This is a genomic window from Skermanella mucosa (assembly GCF_016765655.2).
Taxonomy (GTDB): Bacteria; Pseudomonadota; Alphaproteobacteria; order Azospirillales; family Azospirillaceae; genus Skermanella; species Skermanella mucosa.
Genome location: NZ_CP086106.1, coordinates 5,378,659 through 5,399,393, shown reverse-complemented (window position 1 = coordinate 5,399,393; position 20,735 = coordinate 5,378,659). Strand labels below are relative to the sequence as shown.

Genomic DNA, 20,735 nt, shown 5'->3' with positions numbered 1-20,735 from the left:
GGAATGCCTGCGATGCCCCCTCACGCACCTGCCTCACGCGGCGGCCATCAGGATCAGCGGCAAGGCAGCCAGCGCCAGCAGGGTGGAGATCAGGATCATGCCGGCGACCTCGTCGGCCGGGCCGTTGTAGCGGACGGCGAACAGATAGCTGAAAACGGCGACCGGCATCGCGCACTGGATCACCAGCGCCCCCGCCGGCAAGGGGTCCAGCCCCAGCGCCTTCGACACCGCCAGGCCGGCTGCCAGCCCCAGCCCGACCCGCAGGACGGACAGCGCCGCCGGCCGGCCCAGCCGGTACAGCTTCAGCTTCGCCAGCGACCCGCCGAGCAGCAGGAGCATCAGCGGCACGGTCATCCCGCCGAGAAGGCCCGTGACGTCCAGCACCCACCGGGGCAGCGGCGTGCCGGTGCCGATCAGCGCAAGCGCCACCGCCAGCGAATAGAGCGGCGGGGAGGCGAGCACGGTGCGCCACGACATCTGCCCGGAGGCCAGCCCGACGCCGACCGTGAAATGGCTGATCTGGACCAGGGTCGAGAAGGCGATGGCGTAGGGCATCGCCGGTTCGCCCAGGGCGAAGAAGACGATCGGCAGGCCCAGGTTGCCGGTGTTGGGATGGATGATCGAGGGCAGGTAGGGCCGCACCGGCAACCGCGCCAGCTTCAGCACCGCGGCCCCGGCGGCGGCGCAGAGCGCCAGCGCCAGCCCGCCGGCGAGCAGCGTCTCCAGCAGCACGTCGAGCCGCACCTCGGTCTTCGACAGGGAAGTCAGCAGCAGGCTGGGCACCCCCAGATACGCCACCAGGGCCGAAACCGACTTCTCGTCGAACGGCTGGCCCAGGCGCTGCCATAGCCAGCCCAGCCCGGCGCACGCGAAGATCGGCCAGACCACATGGATGAACTGAAGGATCATGGGGGCTCTATACCGCGCGGATGCCGCAGGGGAAACGGCAGAGGCGCGTTGACTTTCGCACCGCACCCGTTAGCTTAGGCGAACATGCTGAAGACCTCTCGCGGGAGAGATCGCCGGGCGTTCGTCCCGGTGGCGCCGAAGGAGCAACCGCCCCCGGAAACTCTCAGGCAAAAGGACCGCAGAGGGAAGCACTCTGGAAAGCAGGATGCCGGTCGGTCGATCCGACTCGGACACACCTCACCGAAGGAGTAAGCTGGTCCTGCCGAATGGCGCGCCGGTGAATCTCTCAGGTCCGCGACAGAGGGGGCCGTGACCGCGCCGTTCGCGCGGAATGGGACCCTGTCGGAGGAAATGTTCCTTGAGTGACTCAACTGGCGGTGACGCCCCCCTGCTGACGACGCCGCTCCACGCCCTTCATGTGGAACTGGGCGCCAAGATGGTGCCCTTCGCCGGCTACGACATGCCGGTCCAGTACCCCCTGGGCATCCTCAAGGAACATCTCCATACCCGCGCGGCCGCCGGGCTGTTCGACGTCTCGCACATGGGCCAGGTCCGACTGATCGGCGAAGGCGCCGCGGCGGCGCTGGAGACCCTGGTTCCCGGCGACGTCCAGGCGCTGGGGCAGGGGCGGATGCGCTACAGCCTGTTCACCAACGAGCAGGGCGGCATCCTCGACGACCTGATGATCACCAACATGGGCGACCACCTGTTCCTGGTCGTCAACGCCTCCTGCAAGGAGGCCGACATCGCCCATCTGCGCCGGCACATCGGCGACCGGATCGCGGTCGAGTACCTGGGCGAGCGCGCGCTGCTGGCGCTCCAGGGGCCGCAGGCGGCCGAGGTGCTGGCCCGGTTCGTGCCCGAGGCCGCGACCATGAAGTTCATGAGCGCGATCGAGGCCGACTTCCGCGGCGTGGCGGTGCTGATCACCCGCTCCGGCTATACCGGGGAGGACGGCTACGAGATCTCGATGCCCGACGTGCTGGCCGACACCGTCGCCCGCCTGCTGCTGGCCGAGGCCGAGGTCGAGGCGATCGGCCTGGGGGCGCGCGACTCGCTCCGGCTGGAGGCGGGGCTGTGCCTCTACGGCCACGACATCGACACCACGACCACCCCGGTCGAGGCCGGTCTGAACTGGGTGATCGGAAAGCGCCGCCGCGCCGAGGGCGGTTTTCCCGGCGCTGATGTGATCCTGGGCCAGCTCGCCGACGGCACCGCGCGCCGCCGCGTCGGCATCCGCCCGGACGGCCGGGCGCCTGCCCGCGAGCACGCCCCCATCACCGACGCCTCGGGCGCCCCGATCGGCGAGGTGACCAGCGGCGGCTTCGGCCCCAGCGTCAACGGCCCGGTCGCGATGGGCTACGTCGCGACCCCGGCCGCGGCGCCGGGCACGCCGGTCAACCTGATGGTCCGGGGCAAGGCGATTCCGGCCAGGGTCGCCGAGATGCCCTTCGTCGCCCAGCGTTATTACCGGGGATAAGCGTTTCTCCGGCCGTCCTACTTCCTCAGGTTTTCAATTCCGGGATATCCGCCATGAGCACCATCAAGTTCACCAAGGACCACGAGTGGATCCGCGTCGAGGGCGACGTCGCCACCGTCGGGATCTCCGACTACGCCCAGCAGCAGCTGGGCGACGTGGTCTTCGTCGAACTGCCCGAGATCGGCCGCAACGTCGTTGCCGGCAAGGAAGCCGCCGTGGTCGAGTCGGTCAAGGCCGCCAGCGAGGTCTACGCGCCGGTCGCCGGCGACGTGGTCGAGGTCAACGAGGCGCTGGCGGACGACCCCGCCCTGGTCAACCGCGATCCCATGGGCGAGGGCTGGTTCGTCAAGCTGCGCATCGAGAACCAGTCCGACCTGGACGACCTGATGGACGAGGCGGCCTACAAGGAATACTGCGAGGGCCTGCACTGATGCGCTACCTGCCCCTGACCGAGGCCGACCGCCGGTCGATGCTCGCCACCATCGGCGTGCCCTCGGTCGACAGCCTGTTCCGCGACGTGCCGGAATCGGCCCGGCTGGCGGCGCCGATCGACGGCCTCGCCCCCCATGCCGGGGAGATGGAGGTCGAGCGGACGATCGCTGCCATGGCGGCCAAGAACGTGGCCGCTGGCAGCGTGCCCAGCTTCCTCGGCGCAGGCGCCTACCGCCACCACGTGCCCGCGGCGGTCGACCACCTGATCCAGCGCGGCGAGTTCCTGACCTCCTATACGCCGTACCAGCCGGAGGTCACCCAGGGCACGCTCCAGTACCTGTTCGAGTTCCAGACCCAGGTGGCCCTGATCACCGGCATGGACGTGGCGAACGCCTCGCTCTATGACGGCGCCACATCCTGCGCCGAGGCGGTCATGATGGCGAACCGGGTGACCCGGCGCAGCCGCGCCGTGCTGTCCGGCGGCCTTCACCCGCACTACCGCGACGTGACGGCGACCAACGCCCGCTTCCACGGGTTCGAGGTGGTGACGGCTCCCGCCGACCCGGACGGGAACGAGGACCTGGCAGCCCTGGTCGACGACAAGACCTCCTGCGTCGTGGTGCAGAACCCGGGCTTCTTCGGGCAGGTGCGCGACCTGACCGACTTGGCCGCCGCCGTCCACGCCAAGGGCGCGCTGCTGATCGTCGCGGTCGCGGAGGTGGTCTCGCTCGGGCTGCTGACGCCGCCGGGCGAGATGGGCGCCGACATCGTGGTGGCCGAGGGGCAGTCCATCGGCAACGCGCTGAATTTCGGCGGCCCCTATGTCGGCCTGTTCGCGACGCGCGACAAATATGTCCGCCACATGCCCGGCCGCCTGACCGGCCAGACCGTGGATGCCGAGGGCCGGCGCGGCTGGGTGCTGACGCTGTCCACCCGCGAGCAGCATATCCGGCGCGAGAAGGCGACCAGCAACATCTGCACCAACAGCGGGCTGTGCGCGCTGGCCTTCACGATCCACATGAGCCTGCTGGGCGAGGAAGGTTTCACGCGCCTGGCCCGGCTGAACCATGCCAAGGCGGTGCGGCTCGCCGACCGGCTGGACGCGCTGAAGGGCGTCGAGATCGTCAGCGACAGCTTCTTCAACGAGTTCACCGTCCACCTGAAGAAGCCCGCCGCGAAGGTGGTCAACAAGCTGGCCAAGGCCGGCATCCTGGGCGGCGTCCCGGTTTCCCGCCTCTATCCGGGCGACGAGGCCCTGGCCGAGCTGCTGCTGGTGGCCGCGACCGAGACCAATACCGACGCCGACATGGATGCCCTGGCCTCCGGCCTGAAGGAAGCACTGTTATGAATACCCAGGGACGCAAGACCCATATCGACGCGCTGGGCGTCGAGGGTGGCGGGGCCGCTTCCGCCGCGGCCGGCACGATCAGCGGCAACCGCGCGCTGATGCTGGAAGAACCCCTGATCTTCGAACAGGACAGCCCCGGCACCACCGGTGTGGACCTGCCGGAGCCGCCCGCCGTCAAGAGCCGCCTGGGCCAAGTGCGGGAGCGCGGGCGGATCGGGCTGCCCGGCCTCAGCGAGCCCGAGGTGATCCGCCACTATACCCGACTGTCCCAGAAGAACTACGCGATCGACAGCGGGCTCTATCCGCTGGGGTCGTGCACCATGAAGCACAACCCGCGCCTGAACGAGAAGCTGGCCCGCCTGCCGGGCTTCAGCGACATCCACCCGCTCCAGCCGGAGCGGACGGTGCAGGGCGCGCTGGAGTTGATCGACACGCTGGCCCATTGGCTTAAGACGCTGACCGGCATGCCGGCCGTCGCCATGTCGCCGGCAGCGGGGGCCCACGGCGAGCTGTGCGGCATGATGTCGATCCGCGCCGCCATCGAGGACCGCGACGGCGGCACCAGCCAGCGCCGCCGCGTGCTGGTCCCCGAATCCGCCCACGGCACCAATCCGGCGACGGCGGCGGCCTGCGGCTTCACCGTGGACGCGATCCCGGCCGACGCCACCGGCCGGGTCGATGTCGAGGCGCTGAAGGCGAAGCTGGGCGACGACGTCGCCGCGATCATGCTGACCAACCCCAACACCTGCGGGCTGTTCGAGCGCGACATCGTCGAGATCGCGGAAGCCGTGCACGCGGCCGGCGCCTATTTCTACTGCGACGGCGCCAACTTCAACGCCATCGTCGGCCGGGTCCGTCCCGCCGACCTCGGCATCGACGCGATGCACATCAACCTGCACAAGACCTTCTCCACGCCCCACGGCGGCGGCGGCCCGGGCAGCGGCCCGGTCGTGCTGTCCGACGCGCTGGCGAAGTTCGTGCCCTTGCCCTACGTGGTCCACGGCCCGGACGGCTTCTCCCTGGTGGAAAGCACCGCGGACGAGGACTCCACCGGCAAGGAGTTCGGCCGGCTGAAGGGCTTCCATGGCCAGATGGGCATGTTCGTGCGGGCGTTGGCCTATATCCTGAGCCACGGCGCCGACGGCCTGCGGCAGGTGGCCTCCGACGCTGTGCTCAACGCCAACTACGTGATGGCGAGCCTGGGCGACGTGATGACGCCGTCGTTCGAGGGGCCGTGCATGCACGAGGCGCTGTTCGACGACCGGTTCCTGAAGGGGACGGGGGTCACGACGCTCGACTTCGCGAAGGCGATGATCGACGAGGGCTACCACCCGATGACCATGTATTTCCCGCTGGTCGTCCACGGCGCCTTCCTGATCGAGCCGACCGAGACCGAGAGCAAGCAGAGCCTGGACGCCTTCATCCGCGTGATGCGCGGCCTTGCCGAACGCGCCAAGTCCGGCGACGCCGACCACTTCCTCGGCGCGCCCCGCATGACGCCGAGGCGGCGGCTGGACGAGACGGGGGCCGCGCGGAAGCCGGTGCTGCGCTGGGTGCCGGAGGTGGAACAGCGGGAGGCGGCGGAGTAGGGGACCGACGTGTAGGCCGGTTCAAGGAGAGGGGAGGCCGGGGATGCGATCAACGTCCCTGGCCTTCTCGTCAATATGTGGCAGATACGCGAACTGAATCCGTCGTTCGGTTCTGCGCGGAGGGGGGTGCTTGGTAACGGGCGTACCTACCGCGATTGGAAACAGATAGGTTCCGGAGACGGATGCGCTCGCTGCCCGCCGGCGCTGATCCAGGATTCTTAATCTGGGTGCATCTGCGTGCATCTGCGGCCGATATATAAAGCCCGCCCCGCGTCACCGCACCGCATGGACCGGCGCGTGCAGACCCGCGATGAATTGCCCGCTGGGCATGCCCCGGCATGCGGCAAGGGGCGGGGGCATGGCGAACGGCTACGACGCGACGATCAAGGAACTGGTCTGGGCCGGCGCCCCGGCCCTGCTGAAGCTGCTGGCAGGCGACCGGGTCGCCAGCTTCCTCTCGGCCGAGTTCTCCACGGTGCGCCAGCGCCGCCCGGACATGGTCGCCGAGCTGGACGGCGGCGGCCTGTTCCACATGGAGTTCCAGGTCGGCCGCGAGGACATGGTCTGGCGCATGCTGGAATACTACGCCCTGATCTCCCGGCACCATGGCGGCGCCCCGGTGACCCAGCTGGTGCTCCATCTCGGCGAGCGCGGCGAGGGCGGCCCGCCCGGCATCCGCCACCCCAACCTGAACTTCCGCTACGAGGTGCGCTACATCGCCGACCTCGACGCCGGGCCGCTGCTCGACAGCCCGGCGCCGGAGGACGCGGTGCTGGCAATCCTTTGCCGATGCGACGATATTAGGGAGCGCGTCCGGCGCATCCTGGCCCGCCTTGCCCCGCTGCCCCGGCGCGAGCGCGCGGACGCCGCGGCCAAGCTGCTGATCCTGTCCCAGTTGCGCAGGGCGACCCCGGTCGTCAAGGAGGAGTTGGAGACCATGGCGATCCAGTTCAACATCAAGGAACACCCCTACCTCAGCGAGATCTTCGCCCAGGGCCTGGAGGAGGGCGAGGCCAAAGGCAGGGCGGAAGCACTTCTCCGGCTGGTCGAGCGCCGCCGCGTCGCCGTGCCGGAGGAAACCGGGCGCCGCATCCGCGCGGCGACGGTCGCCGACCTCGACCGCTGGCTCGACGCCGTTATCGACGCGCCGACCCTCACCGCCGCCGATCTCGAGGCCATCCTGGCCCAGCCGCGCCACTGACTCTCAGCGGCGCCGACCGGGACATAATTTCACACCAAATTTTAACCTTAAGCTCTGTAGGCTTGGCTCATTCCCTTGCGTTCTCGTGGAAAAGGAATGCGCCTATGAGCCGGACCCGCGTCGCCCTCGTCGCTTCCCTGCTTCTGTTCGCCCCGCTCCAGGCCTGGGGGCAGACGGCGGCGGCATCGGCGGAGGAGATGTCCCGGTCGCAGGCGTTGAGGCTGTTCAACGCCGCTTTCGCCGATCTGCGGGCAGGGTATGTGGATCAGGTCGATGCCGACAGGCTAGTGGAGGCGGCCATCGGAGGGCTGCTGGCATCGCTCGATCCCCATTCCAAGTATCTCAATCCAGACCGCTATGCGGAAAACAAGGCGCAGAACAGCGGCGAGTTCGGCGGAGTCGGGGTCGAGATGGCGGTCGAGAACGGGCTGGTGAAGGTGCTGGCGCCGATCGAGGACTCGCCGGCCTTCCGGGCCGGCGTTCTGGCCGGCGATTTGTTCACCCACATCAATGGCCAGCCGGTCCGCGGCGTCACCCTGAGCGAGGCGATGGACCGCATGCGCGGCAGCGTCGGCACGCCCCTGACGGTGACGATCCAGCGCGGTCCGGACGGCAAGACCTTCGAGCTGACCCTGGTGCGCGAGATGGTCAAGAGCCCGGCGGTGCGCTGGCGGGCGGAAGGCACCGTCGGATACATCAAGATCAGCGGTTTCACCCAGCAGACCCAGCCGGGCCTGGAGAAGGCCCTGGCGGCGCTGGACGCACGGTTGGGCGACCGGCTGACCGGCTACGTGATCGACCTGCGCGACAATCCGGGCGGGCTGGTCAAGCAGGCGATCTCGGTCTGCGACAGCTTCCTCGACCAGGGGGAGATCGTCTCGACGCGCGGCCGGGGCGCGCTGTCGGAGCGGCGCTACTGGGCTACGCCCGGCGACCTCGCCCATGGCAAGCCGATCGTCCTGCTGGTCAACGGCCGCAGCGCCTCCGCCTCGGAGATCGTCGCGGGCGCCCTGCAGGACCAGCGCCGGGCCGTCGTCCTGGGCAGCCAGACCTTCGGCAAGGGGTCGGTCCAGACCATCACGCCGCTGTCCAACCGGGGAGCGACCCGGATGACCACGGCGCGCTACTACACGCCGTCGGGCCGCTCGATCCAGGCGCTGGGGATCACGCCGGATGTCGTCGTGGAGGCTGCGAAGGTGATGCCGGTGGGCGCCCGGTCCGAGGCGGGCATCCAGGCCGGGGCCAAACCCGAGGATTACCAGCTCACCCGGGCGCTCGACATCGTGCGCGGGGCCGCGATGTTCGCAGCCCCCTCACAGGCCGCATCCCAGCAGGCGGAGCTGGTGCGCTAGGCACCAGCCCTTCCGGCTTTCAGGACGCCGAGGCCGTCGTCCTCAGCCGGTCCAGCAGCGTGCTTGACGCGAAGCCGTCGGCGGGAAGGTTCTGCGACTTCTGGAAGGCCCGGATCGCCCCCCGGGTATTGGCGCCGATGATGCCGTCGGGATTGCCGACCGGCAGGCCGCGCGCGCCCAGCAGGCGCTGCAGCTCGAACCGCTCGTCGCGGCTGAGCGGCCGTTCGTCGCGCGGCCAGGCACCCTGGACGCCGGGCCGGCCGGCCATCCGGTCGCTCAGGTAGGAGACCGCCAGCGCGTAGCTGCTGGAATTGTTGTAGCGCAGGATCGAGCGGAAATTGTTCATCACCAGGAACGCGGCGCCCCGGTGGCCGGCGGGCAGCAGGATCGACGCCTCGGCCTGGTCGGGCAGGGCGCGCGTGCCGGCCGCCTGCCGGACGCCGAGACGGCGCCACTCCGCGACCGGCTTGCGCACCGACATGTCGGCCGATTCGTAGTCGAACCCGGTGGGCAGCACGGCTTCGGCGCCCCAGGGCTCTCCCGCGCGCCAGCCGACGTCGCGCAGATATCCCGCGGTCGAGCCGAACACGTCGGGCAGGCTGTTCCACAGGTCGCGCCGGCCGTCGCCGTCCCGGTCCACCGCGTGGCCGGCGTAGGTCGTCGGGATGAACTGGGTATGGCCCATGGCGCCGGCCCAGGACCCGACCAGGCGGCCCTGCGGCGCGTCGCCCCGGTCGATGATGCGGAGCGCCTCCAGCAGCTGTTCGCGCCAGAAGTCGGCCCGGCGGCCGTGCCAGGCGAGCGTGGCCAGCGCCTCGACCACGTTGTAGCTGCCCATGTTGCCGCCGAAATTGCTCTCCATCGCCCAGATCGCGACGACGATCTCGGGCGGCACCCCGTAGTCGCGCTCGACGCCCGAGAGCAGGGCGCGCTGCACGGAGAGCTGTTCGCGGCCGCGGGTGATCCGGGTCTCGCTGACGGCGCCGTCGAGATAGCTCCAGACCGGGCGAACGAATTCCGGCTGGCTGCTGTCCGATGCCAGGACTTCAGGCAGGATGCGCAGCCCCGACAGATTCCGGTCCACCGTGGCGGCCCCGATCCCGGCGGCGCGCGCATCGGCCCGGAAGCCCGCCAGCCAGGTCTCGAAATCGGTTTCCTGCGCTGCCGGGTCGGCCGTCAGGGGCGCCGCCCGGTCCGTGGCGCCCGGCGGCGGCTTGACGCCCGGAACAGGCAGGGGCTCGCTCCCGGCGGAGGAGCAGCCGGCCGACGCCACGACCGCGGCGGCCAGAAAGAGGATGTGAGAAGTCTTCAGTCCCATGCGCCGACCCGCTGTTGCACCCGTACCGCATCTCAATAGAGGTGTTGAGTTCCCGGCACAAGCGGCAGCCGGCGAGGCGGCGATGTTCCGGGATCTCTCACTTTAGGGTGGTTTCGCGCCTTTTTCGTATAAATCCGTGATGCAGGTCACAGGGTCCGTCCGGATATCGCGGCATTCTCTGATCCATGGGGACTCGGCCGAACGGTCTATGTTGCAACGCGGCATCAGGTTGCGACAAAGTGTAAAACCCGCCTTTTGATTGAGGCTACCTTGCCATGAATTTGATGTATCTCATGACGGGCGGCTTTTTTCTTGGGCATGGTCATGGCAGAGCGCAGGAACCGGAGTAACGGAGACTCCAAGATGGACAGTTTCGTCAAGGACTGGGCACGGTGGTCTGTCGCCGAGCGGTACACCGCGATCGGCGTCGTGGCGGCCTCGCTGATCGGCGTGGCGACCCATCTCCTGCTCGACGTGATCTGATCGGCCGGTCCGGCTTCGGGTGCGCTGTCGCGCGCCATGCTTGCCTGACCGTGCTTGCCTGAACAGGGGCGGTCGAATTACGCTCGCCCCATGGAAGAATCCCCCAAGGAAGAATTCGTCGTCCGCCCGGATCCTGCCGACCCGCGCCTGACGAAGCGGGTCACCGGCATCGACCAGACCGGCGCCCCGATCGAAACCTCAGTCACCGTCGAGCGGCCCCTGACCCTGTTCCTCAACGGTCAGGAGATCGTCACCATGATGACGATCTGCGACTATCCCGAATATCTGGCGCTGGGATACCTGCTGAACCAGAACATGCTGCGCACCGACGACAGCGTCACCGACATCGTCTATGACGACGAGATCGAGACCGTCGTGGTTCGGACCGAGCGCCCGACCGACTTCGAGCAGAAGCTGAAGAAGAAGACGCTGACCTCGGGCTGCGCCCAGGGCACCGTGTTCGGCGACCTGATGGAGAAGTTCGGCGACATCCGCCTGTCTTCGGAGGCGCGGCTCAAGACTTCCTGGCTGGCGGCGCTGACCCGCAAGATCAACACCGCGCCCAGCCTCTACCTGGAGGCCGGCGCGATCCACGGCTGCGTCCTGTGCCAGGAGGACAGGCCGCTGGTCTATATGGAGGATGTCGGCCGCCACAACGCCGTGGACAAGGTGGCCGGCTACATGTGGCGGCACGGCCTGACGCCGGAGGACAAGATCTTCTACACGACCGGGCGCCTGACCTCGGAGATGGTGATCAAGACGGTCCAGATGGGCATTCCCATCCTGGTGTCGCGCAGCGGCTTCACCGCCTGGGGCGTGGAACTGGCGCGCGAGGCCGGCCTGACGCTGATCGGACGCGCCCGCGGGCGCCGCTTCGTGGCTTTGGCCGGGGAGGAGCGGATCGTGTTCGACCTGGAGCCGGGGGAGAAAGCTTCGGGGGAGGGAGACGACGAACCCACCACCCATCGCAGGAAGGGGAGCCGCGGCGATGACGGGGAATAGGGCGGAGGGCGTCGTCGGCGTGCTACTGGCCGGCGGGCTGTCGCGCCGCATGGGCGGCGGGGACAAGACGCTGCGGCCGCTGGCCGGCCGGCCGATCCTGGACCGGATCATCGACCGCGTCCGGCCGCAGGTCGGCAGGCTCGTGCTGAACGCCAACGGCGACCCGGCGCGATTCGCCATGACGGGGCTGGACGTCGTGCCCGACGTGGTGCCGGACTATGCCGGGCCGTTGGCCGGCGTGCTGAGCGGTTTGGACTGGGCGGCGGAAAACGCCCCCGGCGCCCGCTGGGTGGCGAGCTTCGCGACCGACGCGCCTTTCCAGCCGCCCGACCTGGTGGAGCGGCTGCTGGCCGCCGTGGAGCGCGAGAGCGCCGACATGGCCTGCGCCCGCTCCGGCGGCCGCGAGCATCCGGTGTTCGGCCTGTGGCCGGTCCATCTGCGCCACGACCTGCGCCGGGCGATGGTGGAGGAGCAGGTTCGAAAGGTCGATGTCTGGACGGCGCGGTACCGGCTGGCCGTCGCCGATTTCGACGCCGATCCGGTCGATCCCTTCTTCAACACGAACCGCCCCGACGACCTTGCGGAAGCGGAGCGGCTGGTGGGGGACGGGCTGGTCGATTAATGCCGGGCTGCCGCCGCGATGAGACGGTCCAGGTCGCTGATCCGGTAAGGCTTGGCGACCCAGCCTGCCGGGGCCGACGCGTCGTGACCGGTCCCGATCACCTCGTCGATCGCGTTGCCGCGGCAGATCACCACGGGAATCCCGAGCCGGCCCGAGATTTCTCGCGCGGCGTCGATGCCCTCGTTCCGGTCGGAGAGGCCGCCGTCCACGACGGCCACGTCCGGGCGGTGCAGCTCGGCCAGCCGTACGGCGTCCGGGGCGGTATCAGCCCAGGCGCAGACTTCGTAACCGAGGTCCATCAGTCCGAATCGCACGGCCCAGGCGATCAGGGGATCATTTTCCGCAACGATCAGGCGGGTTTTATGGTCCATATCTTGCCTCCACAGGGGCGACCGACCCAAGGCTTATGGGTATCCCTATATCTTGGGTGCTGCAATTAGTCTCAACGATATACGGTGTGGTTTGTCGCGTCTGGCATCCGGATTTTTGCTCCGGCACCTCGAAAGCCGTCCACGGGCCGCGCGGAGGAACTACCATGCGGAGGCGTGCTTGGCAAAACCCGGTATATGCGATTCATTTCGGGCAATTCCCGCTACTGCCGTTCGTACCGGCAGCCCTGTCTGGACGCTTGACCGTCCCTCCCCGACAGGCGAGCATCGATCCATACCGCCTGGAGCGACAAAATGGCGGGCTCGGGGCCGGATGCCCGGGGCTTCACGGTTACAACAGGGGATGTGCCGATGCGACGTATGGTGACCGCTGCCGTGGCTGCAGCGAGCTTGGCGGCGAGCTTCATGGTATCCGCGGCGATGCCCGCGGTTGCCTGGGCCCAGACCAAGTGGGACCTGCCCACCGCCTATCCCGACAGCAATTTCCACACGCAGACCCTGCGCTGGTTCGCCGACGAGGTCCGGCGCGCCACCGGCGGGCAGCTCGACATCACGCTGCACAGCAACGCGTCCCTGTTCAAGATGCCGGAGATCAAGCGGGCGGTCCAGACGGGCCAAGTGCCGGCGGGCGAGATCCTGCTGTCCGCCTACGGCAACGAGGACCCGGTGTTCGAGGCCGACGCCATCCCCTTCCTTGCGGCGGGCTATCCGGCGGCGCGCAAGCTGTACGAGGCGCAGAAGCCGCTGCTGGAGAAGCGCCTGGCCGACCAGGGCATCCGGCTGCTCTACTCGGTCGCCTGGCCGGGGCAGGGCATCTACACCAAGCGCGAGATCACCCAGGTCGGCGATTTCCGCGGCATCAAGTTCCGGGCCTACAACGCCGCCACCGCGCGGCTCGCCGAATTGCTGGGCGCCGCGCCGACCACCGTCCAGCAGGCCGAGGTGCCGCAGGCCTTCGCGACCGGCGTGGTCGACGCGATGATCACGTCGGGCGCCACCGGCGTGGATACCAAGGCCTGGGAGTTCTCCAAGTTCTACTACGACACCTCGGCCATGCACCCGCGCAACGCCGTGATGATCGGGGAGCGCGCCTGGCGCCGCCTTCCGGAAGAGGTGCGGACCAGCGTGCTGGAGATCGCCGCCAAGGCGGAAGCGCGCGGCTGGGCCGAGAGCGAGCGGATCGCCGAGGAGACCAAGAAGACCATGGGTCAGAACGGGCTGACCATCGTCACGCCGCCGGATGCCCTGATGGGCGACATCCGCGCGGTCGGCCGCACCATGATCGACGAGTGGGTCAAGAAGGCCGGAGCGGACGGGCAGAAGATCGCCGACGCGCTGAAGTAACGGCCGATGCGCAGGGTCCTCGACGGGCTTTACCGGCTGTGCGGCTGGCTCGCGGCCTTCTTCCTGGTCGCGATCGCCGTCCTGATCCTGCTCCAGGTCGGAGGGAGGATGGTCGGGGTGCTGATCCCGTCCGCCGACGACTTGGCCGGCTTCGCCATGGCGGCCTCGTCGTTCCTGGGCCTGGCCTACGCGCTCCGGGCCGGCGGGCACATCCGGGTGAGCCTGATCCTCCAGCGCTTGTCCGGCGGCCCCCGCCGCTGGGCGGAGCTGTGGAGCCTGGGGGCGGGAAGCCTGCTGACCGGCTACTTCGCCTGGTACAGCGGCGCCATGACCTGGGAGTTCTTCACCTTCGGCGACGTCTCGCCGGGGCTGCTGCCGATCCCGCTGTGGATCCCCCAGAGCACCATGACCCTGGGCCTGGGGCTGATCTGCGTGGCTCTGGTCGACGACCTCGTCGCGGTGGCGAAAGGACAGCCCGCCAGCTACGAGGGAGCCGAGGGCGACCTGCTCGAGTCCGAGAAGCTGGCGGCCGGCCCCGATGCGAAGCTCTGATTGCAGGAAAAGGCCTCGCCCTTGGACCCCCTGATCCTCTCCGCCGTCCTGATCATCCTGCTGCTGCTCCTGCTCGCCAGCGGCATCTGGGTGGCGCTGTCGCTGCTGGCGGTCGGGCTGATCGCCATGGTGTTCTTCACCTCCGCCCCGTCGGGGCTGGTCATGGCGACCACCGTCTGGGGGGCCAGTGCCAGTTGGACGCTGACGGCCCTGCCGCTGTTCATCTGGATGGGCGAGATCCTGTTCCGCACCCGCCTGTCGGAGGACATGTTCCAGGGGCTGGCCCCGTGGATGGCGCGGCTGCCCGGCCGGCTGATGCATGTGAACATCGTCGGCTGCGGGATCTTCGCCGCGGTGTCCGGCTCCTCCGCCGCGACCTGCGCAACGATCGGCCGGATGTCCCTGCCGGAACTGAAGCGGCGCGGCTATGACGAGCGGATGAGCATCGGCACGCTGGCTGGCTCCGGGACGCTGGGACTGCTGATCCCGCCGTCGATCATCATGATCGTCTACGGCGTCGCGGCCGACGTGTCGATCGGCCGGCTGTTCATCGCCGGGGTGCTGCCCGGCATCCTGCTGATCGCCCTGTTCATGGGCTATGTCGCCGTCTGGTCGCTGATGAATCCGGACCGCACGCCGCCCGGCGGGCCGGCGACGACCCTGGGCGAGCGGCTGCAGGCCTCGCGCCGGCTGATCCCGGTGGTGGTGCTGATCGCCGCCGTGATCGGCTCGATCTATTCCGGGATCGCCACCGCGACCGAGGCGGCGGCGCTGGGCGTCGCCGGGGCCCTGGTGCTGTCCGCGGCGTCGGGGACGCTGACCTGGAGCAGCTTCCGGGAAAGCCTGATGGGCGCCATGGTCACCTCCAGCATGATCGCCTTCATCCTGGCCGGGGCCGCCTTCCTGACGGTGGCCATGGGCTTCACCGGAATCCCGCGCGTGCTGGCCCAGTTCATCAACGACCTGGGCCTGTCGCCCCTGGCGCTGCTGGCGGCGCTGACGGCGTTCTTCGTGCTGCTGGGCTGCTTCCTCGACGGGATCTCCATGGTGGTGCTGACCACGTCGGTGGTCATGCCGATGGTCCAGGCCGCCGGGATCGATCCGCTGTGGTTCGGGATCTATATCGTGCTGGTGGTCGAGATGGCCCAGATCACCCCGCCGGTGGGATTCAACCTGTTCGTCCTGCAGGGGCTGACGGGGCGGGACATCCTTTATGTCGCCCGGGCGGCCTTCCCCTTCTTCCTGATCCTGGTGACGGCGATCGTGCTGGTCACCGTCTTTCCCGGCATCGTGACCTGGCTGCCGGCCCAGATGATCGGCCGCTGAGCCATGGCCGGAATCGAATCCGGAGCGGCTGGTGATCAGCCGCGCTTCCTGCCGGCGGGCGACGCGGCGCTGATCGTCGAGTTCGGCGCCGCGATCGACGCCGACATCAACGGGCGGGTCCTGGCGCTCGACGCGGCCCTGGCGGACGCGGCGCTGCCCGGCGTGGTCGAGACGGTGCCGACATACCGCTCGCTCCTGGTGCAGTTCGATCCGGCCGTGCTGACCCATGCCGAGCTGGCTGAGGCGCTGGCGGCCCTTGGACCCGCCCCCGATGGCGGGAAGGCCGCGGCGCGGCGCTGGACCGTCCCGGTCGCCTATGGCGGCAAGCACGGCATCGATTTGGAGGATGTCGCCCGCCACCACGGCATCTCGGCGGAGGAGGTCGTGCGGATTCACCTCTCCGGCGACTACCGGGTCTACATGATCGGGTTCGCGCCCGGTTTCGCCTATCTGGGCGGGCTGCCGGAAGCGCTGCACACGCCGCGCCGGCACGATCCCCGGATGAGGGTGCCGGCCGGGACCATCTCCATCGGCGGCATGCAGGCGGCGGTCTGTTCCACCCCGATCCCGTCGGGATGGCACCTGCTGGGGCGGACGCCGGTCCGGGGATTCGACCTGCGGCGGCCCGACCCGTTCCTGTTCCGGCCCGGCGACCGGATCCGTTTCGTCCGGATCGACGCGGAGGAGTTCGAACGGCTGGATGCCCTGGCGGAATCCGGCGGCTACCTGCCGGAGCCGGACGGACCCGCCGGAGGAGGGGAGGATTGAGGCGATGGCCGACCTGATAGTCGTCCAGCCCGGCCCCCAGGTCACGATCCAGGACCTGGGCCGGGTCGGCTGGCAGCGCTTCGGCATCGCCGCGGCGGGAGCCCTGGACCCTCCTTCGCTGCGCGCCGCCAACCTTCTGGCCGGCAACCCGCCCGGGACCGCCGCGGTCGAGTTCACCCTGGCGGGCGGGGAGTACGAGGCAGAGGGGGCCACGCTGCGCCTGGCCGTCGCGGGCGGGGATTTCCAGGTCACCGTGGACGGCGAGCCGGTGCCGCCCTGGACGGGCTTCGACCTGGAGCCGGGGCGGCGCCTGAGGATCGGCGCCGCCCCGGACGCCCTGCGCGGATATCTGGCGGCCGGCGGCGGCTTCGCCCTGCCGCCTCGGCTCGGCAGCCTGTCCACCCATGTCCGCTCCGGCCTGGGCGGGCTGGACGGCGGGGTGCTGCGGCCGGGGGACCGCTTGCCGCTGGCTGCCGGCGCAGCGCCCGCCGGGCCGCCGATGACCCTCGACCCGCAGGCACTGCCGCCCCGGCGCGAGATCCTTCGGGTGGTGCTGGGACCGCAGGACGATCATTTCACGGCCGCCGGGATCGAGACCTTCCTGACCGGTGCCTATGCCGTGACGGCCGATGCCGACCGCATGGGCTATCGGCTGAACGGGCCGGAGATCGAGCATGCCGGCGGATTCAACATCATCTCCGACGGGATCGCGGCCGGCAGCATCCAGGTTCCCGGCACCCGCCAGCCCATCGTGCTGCTGGCCGACCGTCAGCCGACGGGAGGCTATCCCAAGATCGCGACCGTCATAACGCCCGACCTGCCGTCCCTGGCCCAGGCGCGGCCGGGGAATACCGTCCGGTTCCAGGCCGTCGATCCGGCCGAGGCGGTGGCGGTCCGCCGGAACTGGGAGGCGATGCTCGGCCGGATGGGAGAATGGCTGGCTCCGGCGGGCGCGGGGAGGGAGCTGGACAGCGAGCGCCTGCTCGGCATCAACCTCGTGGGCGGCGTGGTGGATGGCCTTGCCTGAGTTGCCGGGCTGCAAGAGAGATGATCGGCCACGGACGACGGCGACGGGCAGGGATGATCCGGATGATATCTTTGTCCATCGCCGTCATCCGTGGCAAGGGACCCTCAGATCCGGTATCCGGCGCGCAGCGGGGAAAGCGGCACGTTGGCGCGGATCGCCTCCAGCATGAAGTAGCGGGTCATCTGGAGCGTGTCGGTGCGCCAGTACAGCTTGTGCAGGTCGTTGACCAGGAAGTCGGGTTCCAGGTTGGCGTAGCAGTAGGTCTCGACCCAGGTCTGGTCCGGCTCGGTCGGCGACGCCGCGTCGCGCCAGCCGATCATCCAGCCGGCATGGCCGGCCCCGGTCGCCCAGCGCTCGAAATGAGGGGCGACCGTGGTGGACCCGATCGGCTTGATCACCGGGATGGAGTAGACCACGACGAAGCGGCGCACGTTCAGCTGCATCTTCATCAGCAGATCCTCGCCGAAGGCGTGGATCAGGTAGGCAGCGTCGGAGGTGCCGGTCACGTGCCGGGTCTCCACCTTGGCGCGGGTCACGTGGGCCAGCGTCTGCGGCCGGGCCTCCTCGCTGAACCGGGGCATGTCGTATTCCACCGAGGACAGGATGGACGGCATCTGGACCGTCAGGAACTCCTCGGTTTCCCGCTGGGCGGCATCCAGGCTGAGGTCGGGGGTGGTCGCAGGCTGGGGCATCGCCGGAGGGTCCGTTTCTGGGTTGGGCAGGGATACGCCCGCAACAACCCGATCCATGCGCCTTTTGTTTCGCTGCCCTGTTCCATGGAGACATGCCCGGCCCTTGCGCCCGCACCGGCTCACTGGCTAGTGTACGATGTCCGATGGACCGGGCACGCACGTGGAGACTTTTCAGTTTGCGCTACATCAGCACGCGGGGCGCAGCCCCGACTCTCGCCTTCGACGAAGTTCTGCTCGCCGGGCTTGCGCGCGACGGCGGTCTGTACGTGCCTGAGACCTGGCCGACCTTCACCCCCGACGAGATCCGCGCGATGCGCGGACTTCCCTATGCCGAACTCGCGGTCCGGGTCATGGCGCCCTTCCTGGGCGGCCGGGTGACCGAGGCGGAGTTCGCGGGCCTGGTGCGCGACGCCTATGCCGGTTTCGACCATGCCGCGGTGACGCCGCTGGTGCAGCTTGACCAGAGCACCTGGGTGATGGAGCTGTTCCACGGCCCGACGCTGGCCTTCAAGGACGTGGCGCTCCAGCTGCTCGGCCGCCTCTTCGACCATGTGCTGGCCAAGAAGGCCGAGCACGTGACGATCGTCGGCGCCACCTCCGGCGACACGGGGTCGGCGGCGATCGAGGCCTGCCGGGACCGCGAGGCGGTCGACATCTTCATCCTGCACCCCAAGGGCCGCACGTCGGAGGTGCAGCGCCGCCAGATGACGACGGTACTGTCGGACAACGTCCACAACATCGCGCTGGAAGGCTCGTTCGACGATTGCCAGGACCTGGTCAAGGCGATGTTCAACGATACGTCCTTCCGGGACGAGCAGAACCTGTCGGCGGTCAATTCGATCAACTGGGCCCGCATCATGGCCCAGATCGTCTATTACTTCGCGGCGGCGATCGAGCTGGGGGCGCCGGACCGGCAGGTCTCCTTCGCCGTGCCGACCGGCAATTTCGGCAATGTCTACGCGGCCTACGGCGCGCGGGCCATGGGCCTGCCCATCCAGCGGCTGGTGGTCGGGACCAACTCCAACGACATCCTGGCGCGTTTCTTCGCCACGGGCACGATGCAGACCCAGGCCGTGATGCCGACCATCAGCCCCAGCATGGACATCCAGATCTCCAGCAACTTCGAGCGGCTGCTGTTCGACCTCTACGACCGCGACGGCCCGGCGCTGAACCAGTGCATGGGGCGGTTCCGGTCGGGCGGCTCCTTCGCCGTGACCCCGGCCCAGCTGGACCGCGCCCGCCTGGTGTTCAACGGGCACAAGGTGGACGAGGATCTGACCCGGGCGACCATGGCGGAGACGAGGCGGCTGGCCGGCGGCCTGCTGATCGATCCGCACACCGCCGTGGGCCTGGCCGCCGCGCGCGCCGAGCAGCCCCATATCGATCCCGCCGTTCCCCTGGTGGCGCTCGCCTGCGCCCACCCCGCCAAATTCCCCGATGCGGTCGAACGGGCGACCGGCGTGCGCCCGCCGCTGCCGCCCCGTCTGGCCGACCTTTACGAGCGCGAGGAGCGCGTCACCGTGCTGCCCAACGATCTCAAGGCCGTCCAGGCCTTCGTCCGATCCCGAGCCCGACGCACCGCCGCAGGGCAGAGGAGCGCATGAGCACGATCAAGGTAACGACTCTTCCCAACGGCCTCCGGGTCGCCACCGACAGCATGCCCCATGTGGAGACGACGTCGCTCGGCGTCTGGGTCGGAGTCGGCACCCGCAACGAGCGCGCCGAGGTCAACGGCGTCGCCCATCTGGTCGAGCACATGGTGTTCAAGGGCACGCCGACACGGACAGCCTTCGACATTTCCGAGCAGATCGAGGCGGTCGGCGGCCACATGAACGCCTATACCACCCGCGAGCACACGGCTTATTACGCCAAGGTGCTGAAGGAGGACGCGGCCCTCGCCCTGGACGTGATCGGCGACATGCTCCAGCACAGCCTGCTGGACGAGGACGAACTGGTCCGCGAGCGCGACGTGGTGCTGCAGGAGATCGGGCAGGCCGAGGACACGCCCGACGACATCATCTTCGACCATTTCCAGGCCCGCGCCTTCCCCGACCAGGCGCTCGGCCGCCCGGTCCTGGGCCAGCCGGAGATCATCGGCGCCCTGCCGCGCGACGCGCTGGTCGACTATATCGGCGGCAACTATTCGGGCCGCACCATGGTGCTGGCGGCTTCGGGCCGGATCGACCACGGCTGGCTGGTCGAGAAGGCGGCGGAGGTCTTCCGCGACCTGCCGGCCCCGGCCGATCCCGCCGCGCTCGACCCGGCGCGCTACACCGGCGGGGATTTCCGCGAGGACCGCGACCTGGAGCAGCTGCACATCGTGCTGGGCTTCGAAGGCGTCGGCGTCCACGATCCGGACTATTACGCCCATTCCGTGCTGTCGACCCTGCTGGGCGGCGGAATGTCTTCCCGGCTGTTCCAGGAAGTGCGCGAGAAGCGGGGGCTGGCCTACAGCGTCCATACCTTCTCCGGCGCCTACGAGGACGGCGGGCTGTTCGGCGTCTATGCCGGGACCGGGCCGGAGAAGATCGGCGAGCTGGTGCCGGTGATGTGCGACGAGCTGTGCAAGGTGGCGCTGGACGTCACCGACGAGGAAGTGCGCCGCGCCCGCGCGCAGCTGAAGGCCGGCATGCTGATGGCGCTGGAAAGCACCATGTCGCGCTGCGAGCAGCTGGGCCAGCAGATGGTGATCTTCGACCGTCCCGTGCCGGTCGCCGAGATGGTGGAGAAGATCGACGCGGTCGATGCCGCCGCCGTGCGCCGCGCCGCCCTGCGCCTGCGCGCCAAGGCGCCGACCGTGACCGCGCTGGGACCCCTGGACGGGCTTGAGGATTATGGGCGGATCGCCGCGCGCCTGTCCTGACGCCGTGTTCCCGCCATGGAAGATTCATCCGGGGGATG

The 20,735-nt window shown here is 69.2% G+C and carries 19 protein-coding genes and 1 riboswitch; of the genes, 15 read left to right on the top strand and 4 right to left on the bottom strand.

Annotated elements, in window-relative coordinates; all coding sequences use genetic code 11:
* Nucleotides 1-33: 33 nt before the first annotated feature.
* Nucleotides 34-909: an AEC family transporter gene (locus JL100_RS25030; RefSeq protein WP_202680594.1), complete on the bottom strand. Its 876-nt coding sequence runs from the start codon at nt 907-909 to the stop codon at nt 34-36.
* Between the two features lie 91 nt (nt 910-1,000).
* Nucleotides 1,001-1,098: riboswitch (glycine riboswitch) on the top strand.
* 247 nt (nt 1,099-1,345) lie between these two features.
* Here JL100_RS25030 and gcvT point away from each other — a divergent pair.
* From gcvT to JL100_RS25000, 6 genes are all read left to right on the top strand, one after another.
* Entirely contained in the window at nt 1,346-2,389 is a 1,044-nt protein-coding gene (gene gcvT, locus JL100_RS25025; protein WP_407697030.1) for a glycine cleavage system aminomethyltransferase GcvT, read from the top strand.
* 53 nt (nt 2,390-2,442) lie between these two features.
* Complete coding sequence (gcvH, locus tag JL100_RS25020; protein ID WP_202680592.1) at nt 2,443-2,820, top strand: glycine cleavage system protein GcvH; 378 nt, start codon at nt 2,443-2,445, stop codon at nt 2,818-2,820.
* Nucleotides 2,820-4,169 (top strand): aminomethyl-transferring glycine dehydrogenase subunit GcvPA, encoded by a 1,350-nt coding sequence (gene gcvPA, locus JL100_RS25015; protein ID WP_202680591.1) that lies wholly within the window; start codon nt 2,820-2,822, stop codon nt 4,167-4,169. The genes gcvH and gcvPA overlap by 1 nt, the downstream gene beginning before the upstream one ends.
* Entirely contained in the window at nt 4,166-5,758 is a 1,593-nt protein-coding gene (gene gcvPB, locus JL100_RS25010) for an aminomethyl-transferring glycine dehydrogenase subunit GcvPB (protein WP_202680590.1), read from the top strand. Before gcvPA ends, gcvPB begins: the two co-directional genes overlap by 4 nt.
* Before the next feature lie 358 nt (nt 5,759-6,116).
* Nucleotides 6,117-6,959 carry an RpnC/YadD family protein gene (locus tag JL100_RS25005; protein WP_202680589.1) on the top strand — a complete coding sequence of 281 codons (843 nt, stop codon included), beginning with the start codon at nt 6,117-6,119 and terminating at the stop codon, nt 6,957-6,959.
* A gap of 104 nt (nt 6,960-7,063) precedes the next feature.
* Entirely contained in the window at nt 7,064-8,311 is a 1,248-nt protein-coding gene (locus JL100_RS25000) for a S41 family peptidase (RefSeq protein WP_202680588.1), read from the top strand.
* A gap of 19 nt (nt 8,312-8,330) precedes the next feature.
* Here the strand turns inward: JL100_RS25000 and JL100_RS24995 are convergent, their stop codons facing one another.
* Nucleotides 8,331-9,629, bottom strand: coding sequence for a lytic murein transglycosylase (locus JL100_RS24995; RefSeq protein ID WP_202680587.1), 1,299 nt, complete (start codon nt 9,627-9,629; stop codon nt 8,331-8,333).
* A gap of 573 nt (nt 9,630-10,202) precedes the next feature.
* On the opposite strand from JL100_RS24995, the gene fdhD reads away from it, so the two are divergent.
* Both fdhD and mobA read left to right on the top strand, forming a co-directional pair.
* Nucleotides 10,203-11,114 carry a formate dehydrogenase accessory sulfurtransferase FdhD gene (gene fdhD / locus JL100_RS24990; protein ID WP_202680586.1) on the top strand — a complete coding sequence of 304 codons (912 nt, stop codon included), beginning with the start codon at nt 10,203-10,205 and terminating at the stop codon, nt 11,112-11,114.
* A complete protein-coding gene (gene mobA / locus JL100_RS24985) occupies nt 11,101-11,736 on the top strand; it encodes a molybdenum cofactor guanylyltransferase MobA (RefSeq protein WP_202680585.1) in 636 nt (211 codons plus the stop codon). Before fdhD ends, mobA begins: the two co-directional genes overlap by 14 nt.
* On the opposite strand, the gene JL100_RS24980 is transcribed toward mobA, so the two are convergent.
* Nucleotides 11,733-12,107 (bottom strand): response regulator, encoded by a 375-nt coding sequence (locus JL100_RS24980; protein ID WP_202680584.1) that lies wholly within the window; start codon nt 12,105-12,107, stop codon nt 11,733-11,735. The two genes, mobA and JL100_RS24980, sit on opposite strands and share 4 nt — an antisense overlap.
* A 393-nt stretch (nt 12,108-12,500) precedes the next feature.
* Here JL100_RS24980 and JL100_RS24975 point away from each other — a divergent pair, with 393 nt between their 5' ends.
* From JL100_RS24975 to JL100_RS24955, 5 genes are read left to right on the top strand one after another with little or no spacing between them, the layout of a single operon-like run.
* Nucleotides 12,501-13,469 carry a TRAP transporter substrate-binding protein gene (locus JL100_RS24975; RefSeq protein WP_228420891.1) on the top strand — a complete coding sequence of 323 codons (969 nt, stop codon included), beginning with the start codon at nt 12,501-12,503 and terminating at the stop codon, nt 13,467-13,469.
* A gap of 6 nt (nt 13,470-13,475) precedes the next feature.
* A complete protein-coding gene (locus tag JL100_RS24970; RefSeq protein ID WP_202680582.1) occupies nt 13,476-14,021 on the top strand; it encodes a TRAP transporter small permease in 546 nt (181 codons plus the stop codon).
* A gap of 21 nt (nt 14,022-14,042) precedes the next feature.
* Complete coding sequence (locus tag JL100_RS24965; protein WP_202680581.1) at nt 14,043-15,347, top strand: TRAP transporter large permease; 1,305 nt, start codon at nt 14,043-14,045, stop codon at nt 15,345-15,347.
* A gap of 3 nt (nt 15,348-15,350) precedes the next feature.
* The gene (pxpB, locus tag JL100_RS24960; protein WP_202680580.1) at nt 15,351-16,115 is read left to right on the top strand and encodes a 5-oxoprolinase subunit PxpB; all 765 of its coding nucleotides are present in this window, start codon (nt 15,351-15,353) and stop codon (nt 16,113-16,115) included.
* A gap of 4 nt (nt 16,116-16,119) precedes the next feature.
* Entirely contained in the window at nt 16,120-17,142 is a 1,023-nt protein-coding gene (locus tag JL100_RS24955; protein ID WP_202680579.1) for a 5-oxoprolinase subunit C family protein, read from the top strand.
* Nucleotides 17,143-17,246: 104 nt separating this feature from the next.
* Here the strand turns inward: JL100_RS24955 and JL100_RS24950 are convergent, their stop codons facing one another.
* Nucleotides 17,247-17,834 carry a hypothetical protein gene (locus tag JL100_RS24950; RefSeq protein WP_202680578.1) on the bottom strand — a complete coding sequence of 196 codons (588 nt, stop codon included), beginning with the start codon at nt 17,832-17,834 and terminating at the stop codon, nt 17,247-17,249.
* Nucleotides 17,835-18,010: 176 nt separating this feature from the next.
* Here JL100_RS24950 and thrC point away from each other — a divergent pair, with 176 nt between their 5' ends.
* Together thrC and JL100_RS24940 are read left to right on the top strand one after the other, a co-directional pair.
* Entirely contained in the window at nt 18,011-19,438 is a 1,428-nt protein-coding gene (thrC, locus tag JL100_RS24945; protein ID WP_202680577.1) for a threonine synthase, read from the top strand.
* Nucleotides 19,435-20,697 (top strand): M16 family metallopeptidase, encoded by a 1,263-nt coding sequence (locus JL100_RS24940; protein ID WP_202680576.1) that lies wholly within the window; start codon nt 19,435-19,437, stop codon nt 20,695-20,697. The genes thrC and JL100_RS24940 overlap by 4 nt, the downstream gene beginning before the upstream one ends.
* The last annotated feature ends 38 nt before the right edge of the window (nt 20,698-20,735 follow it).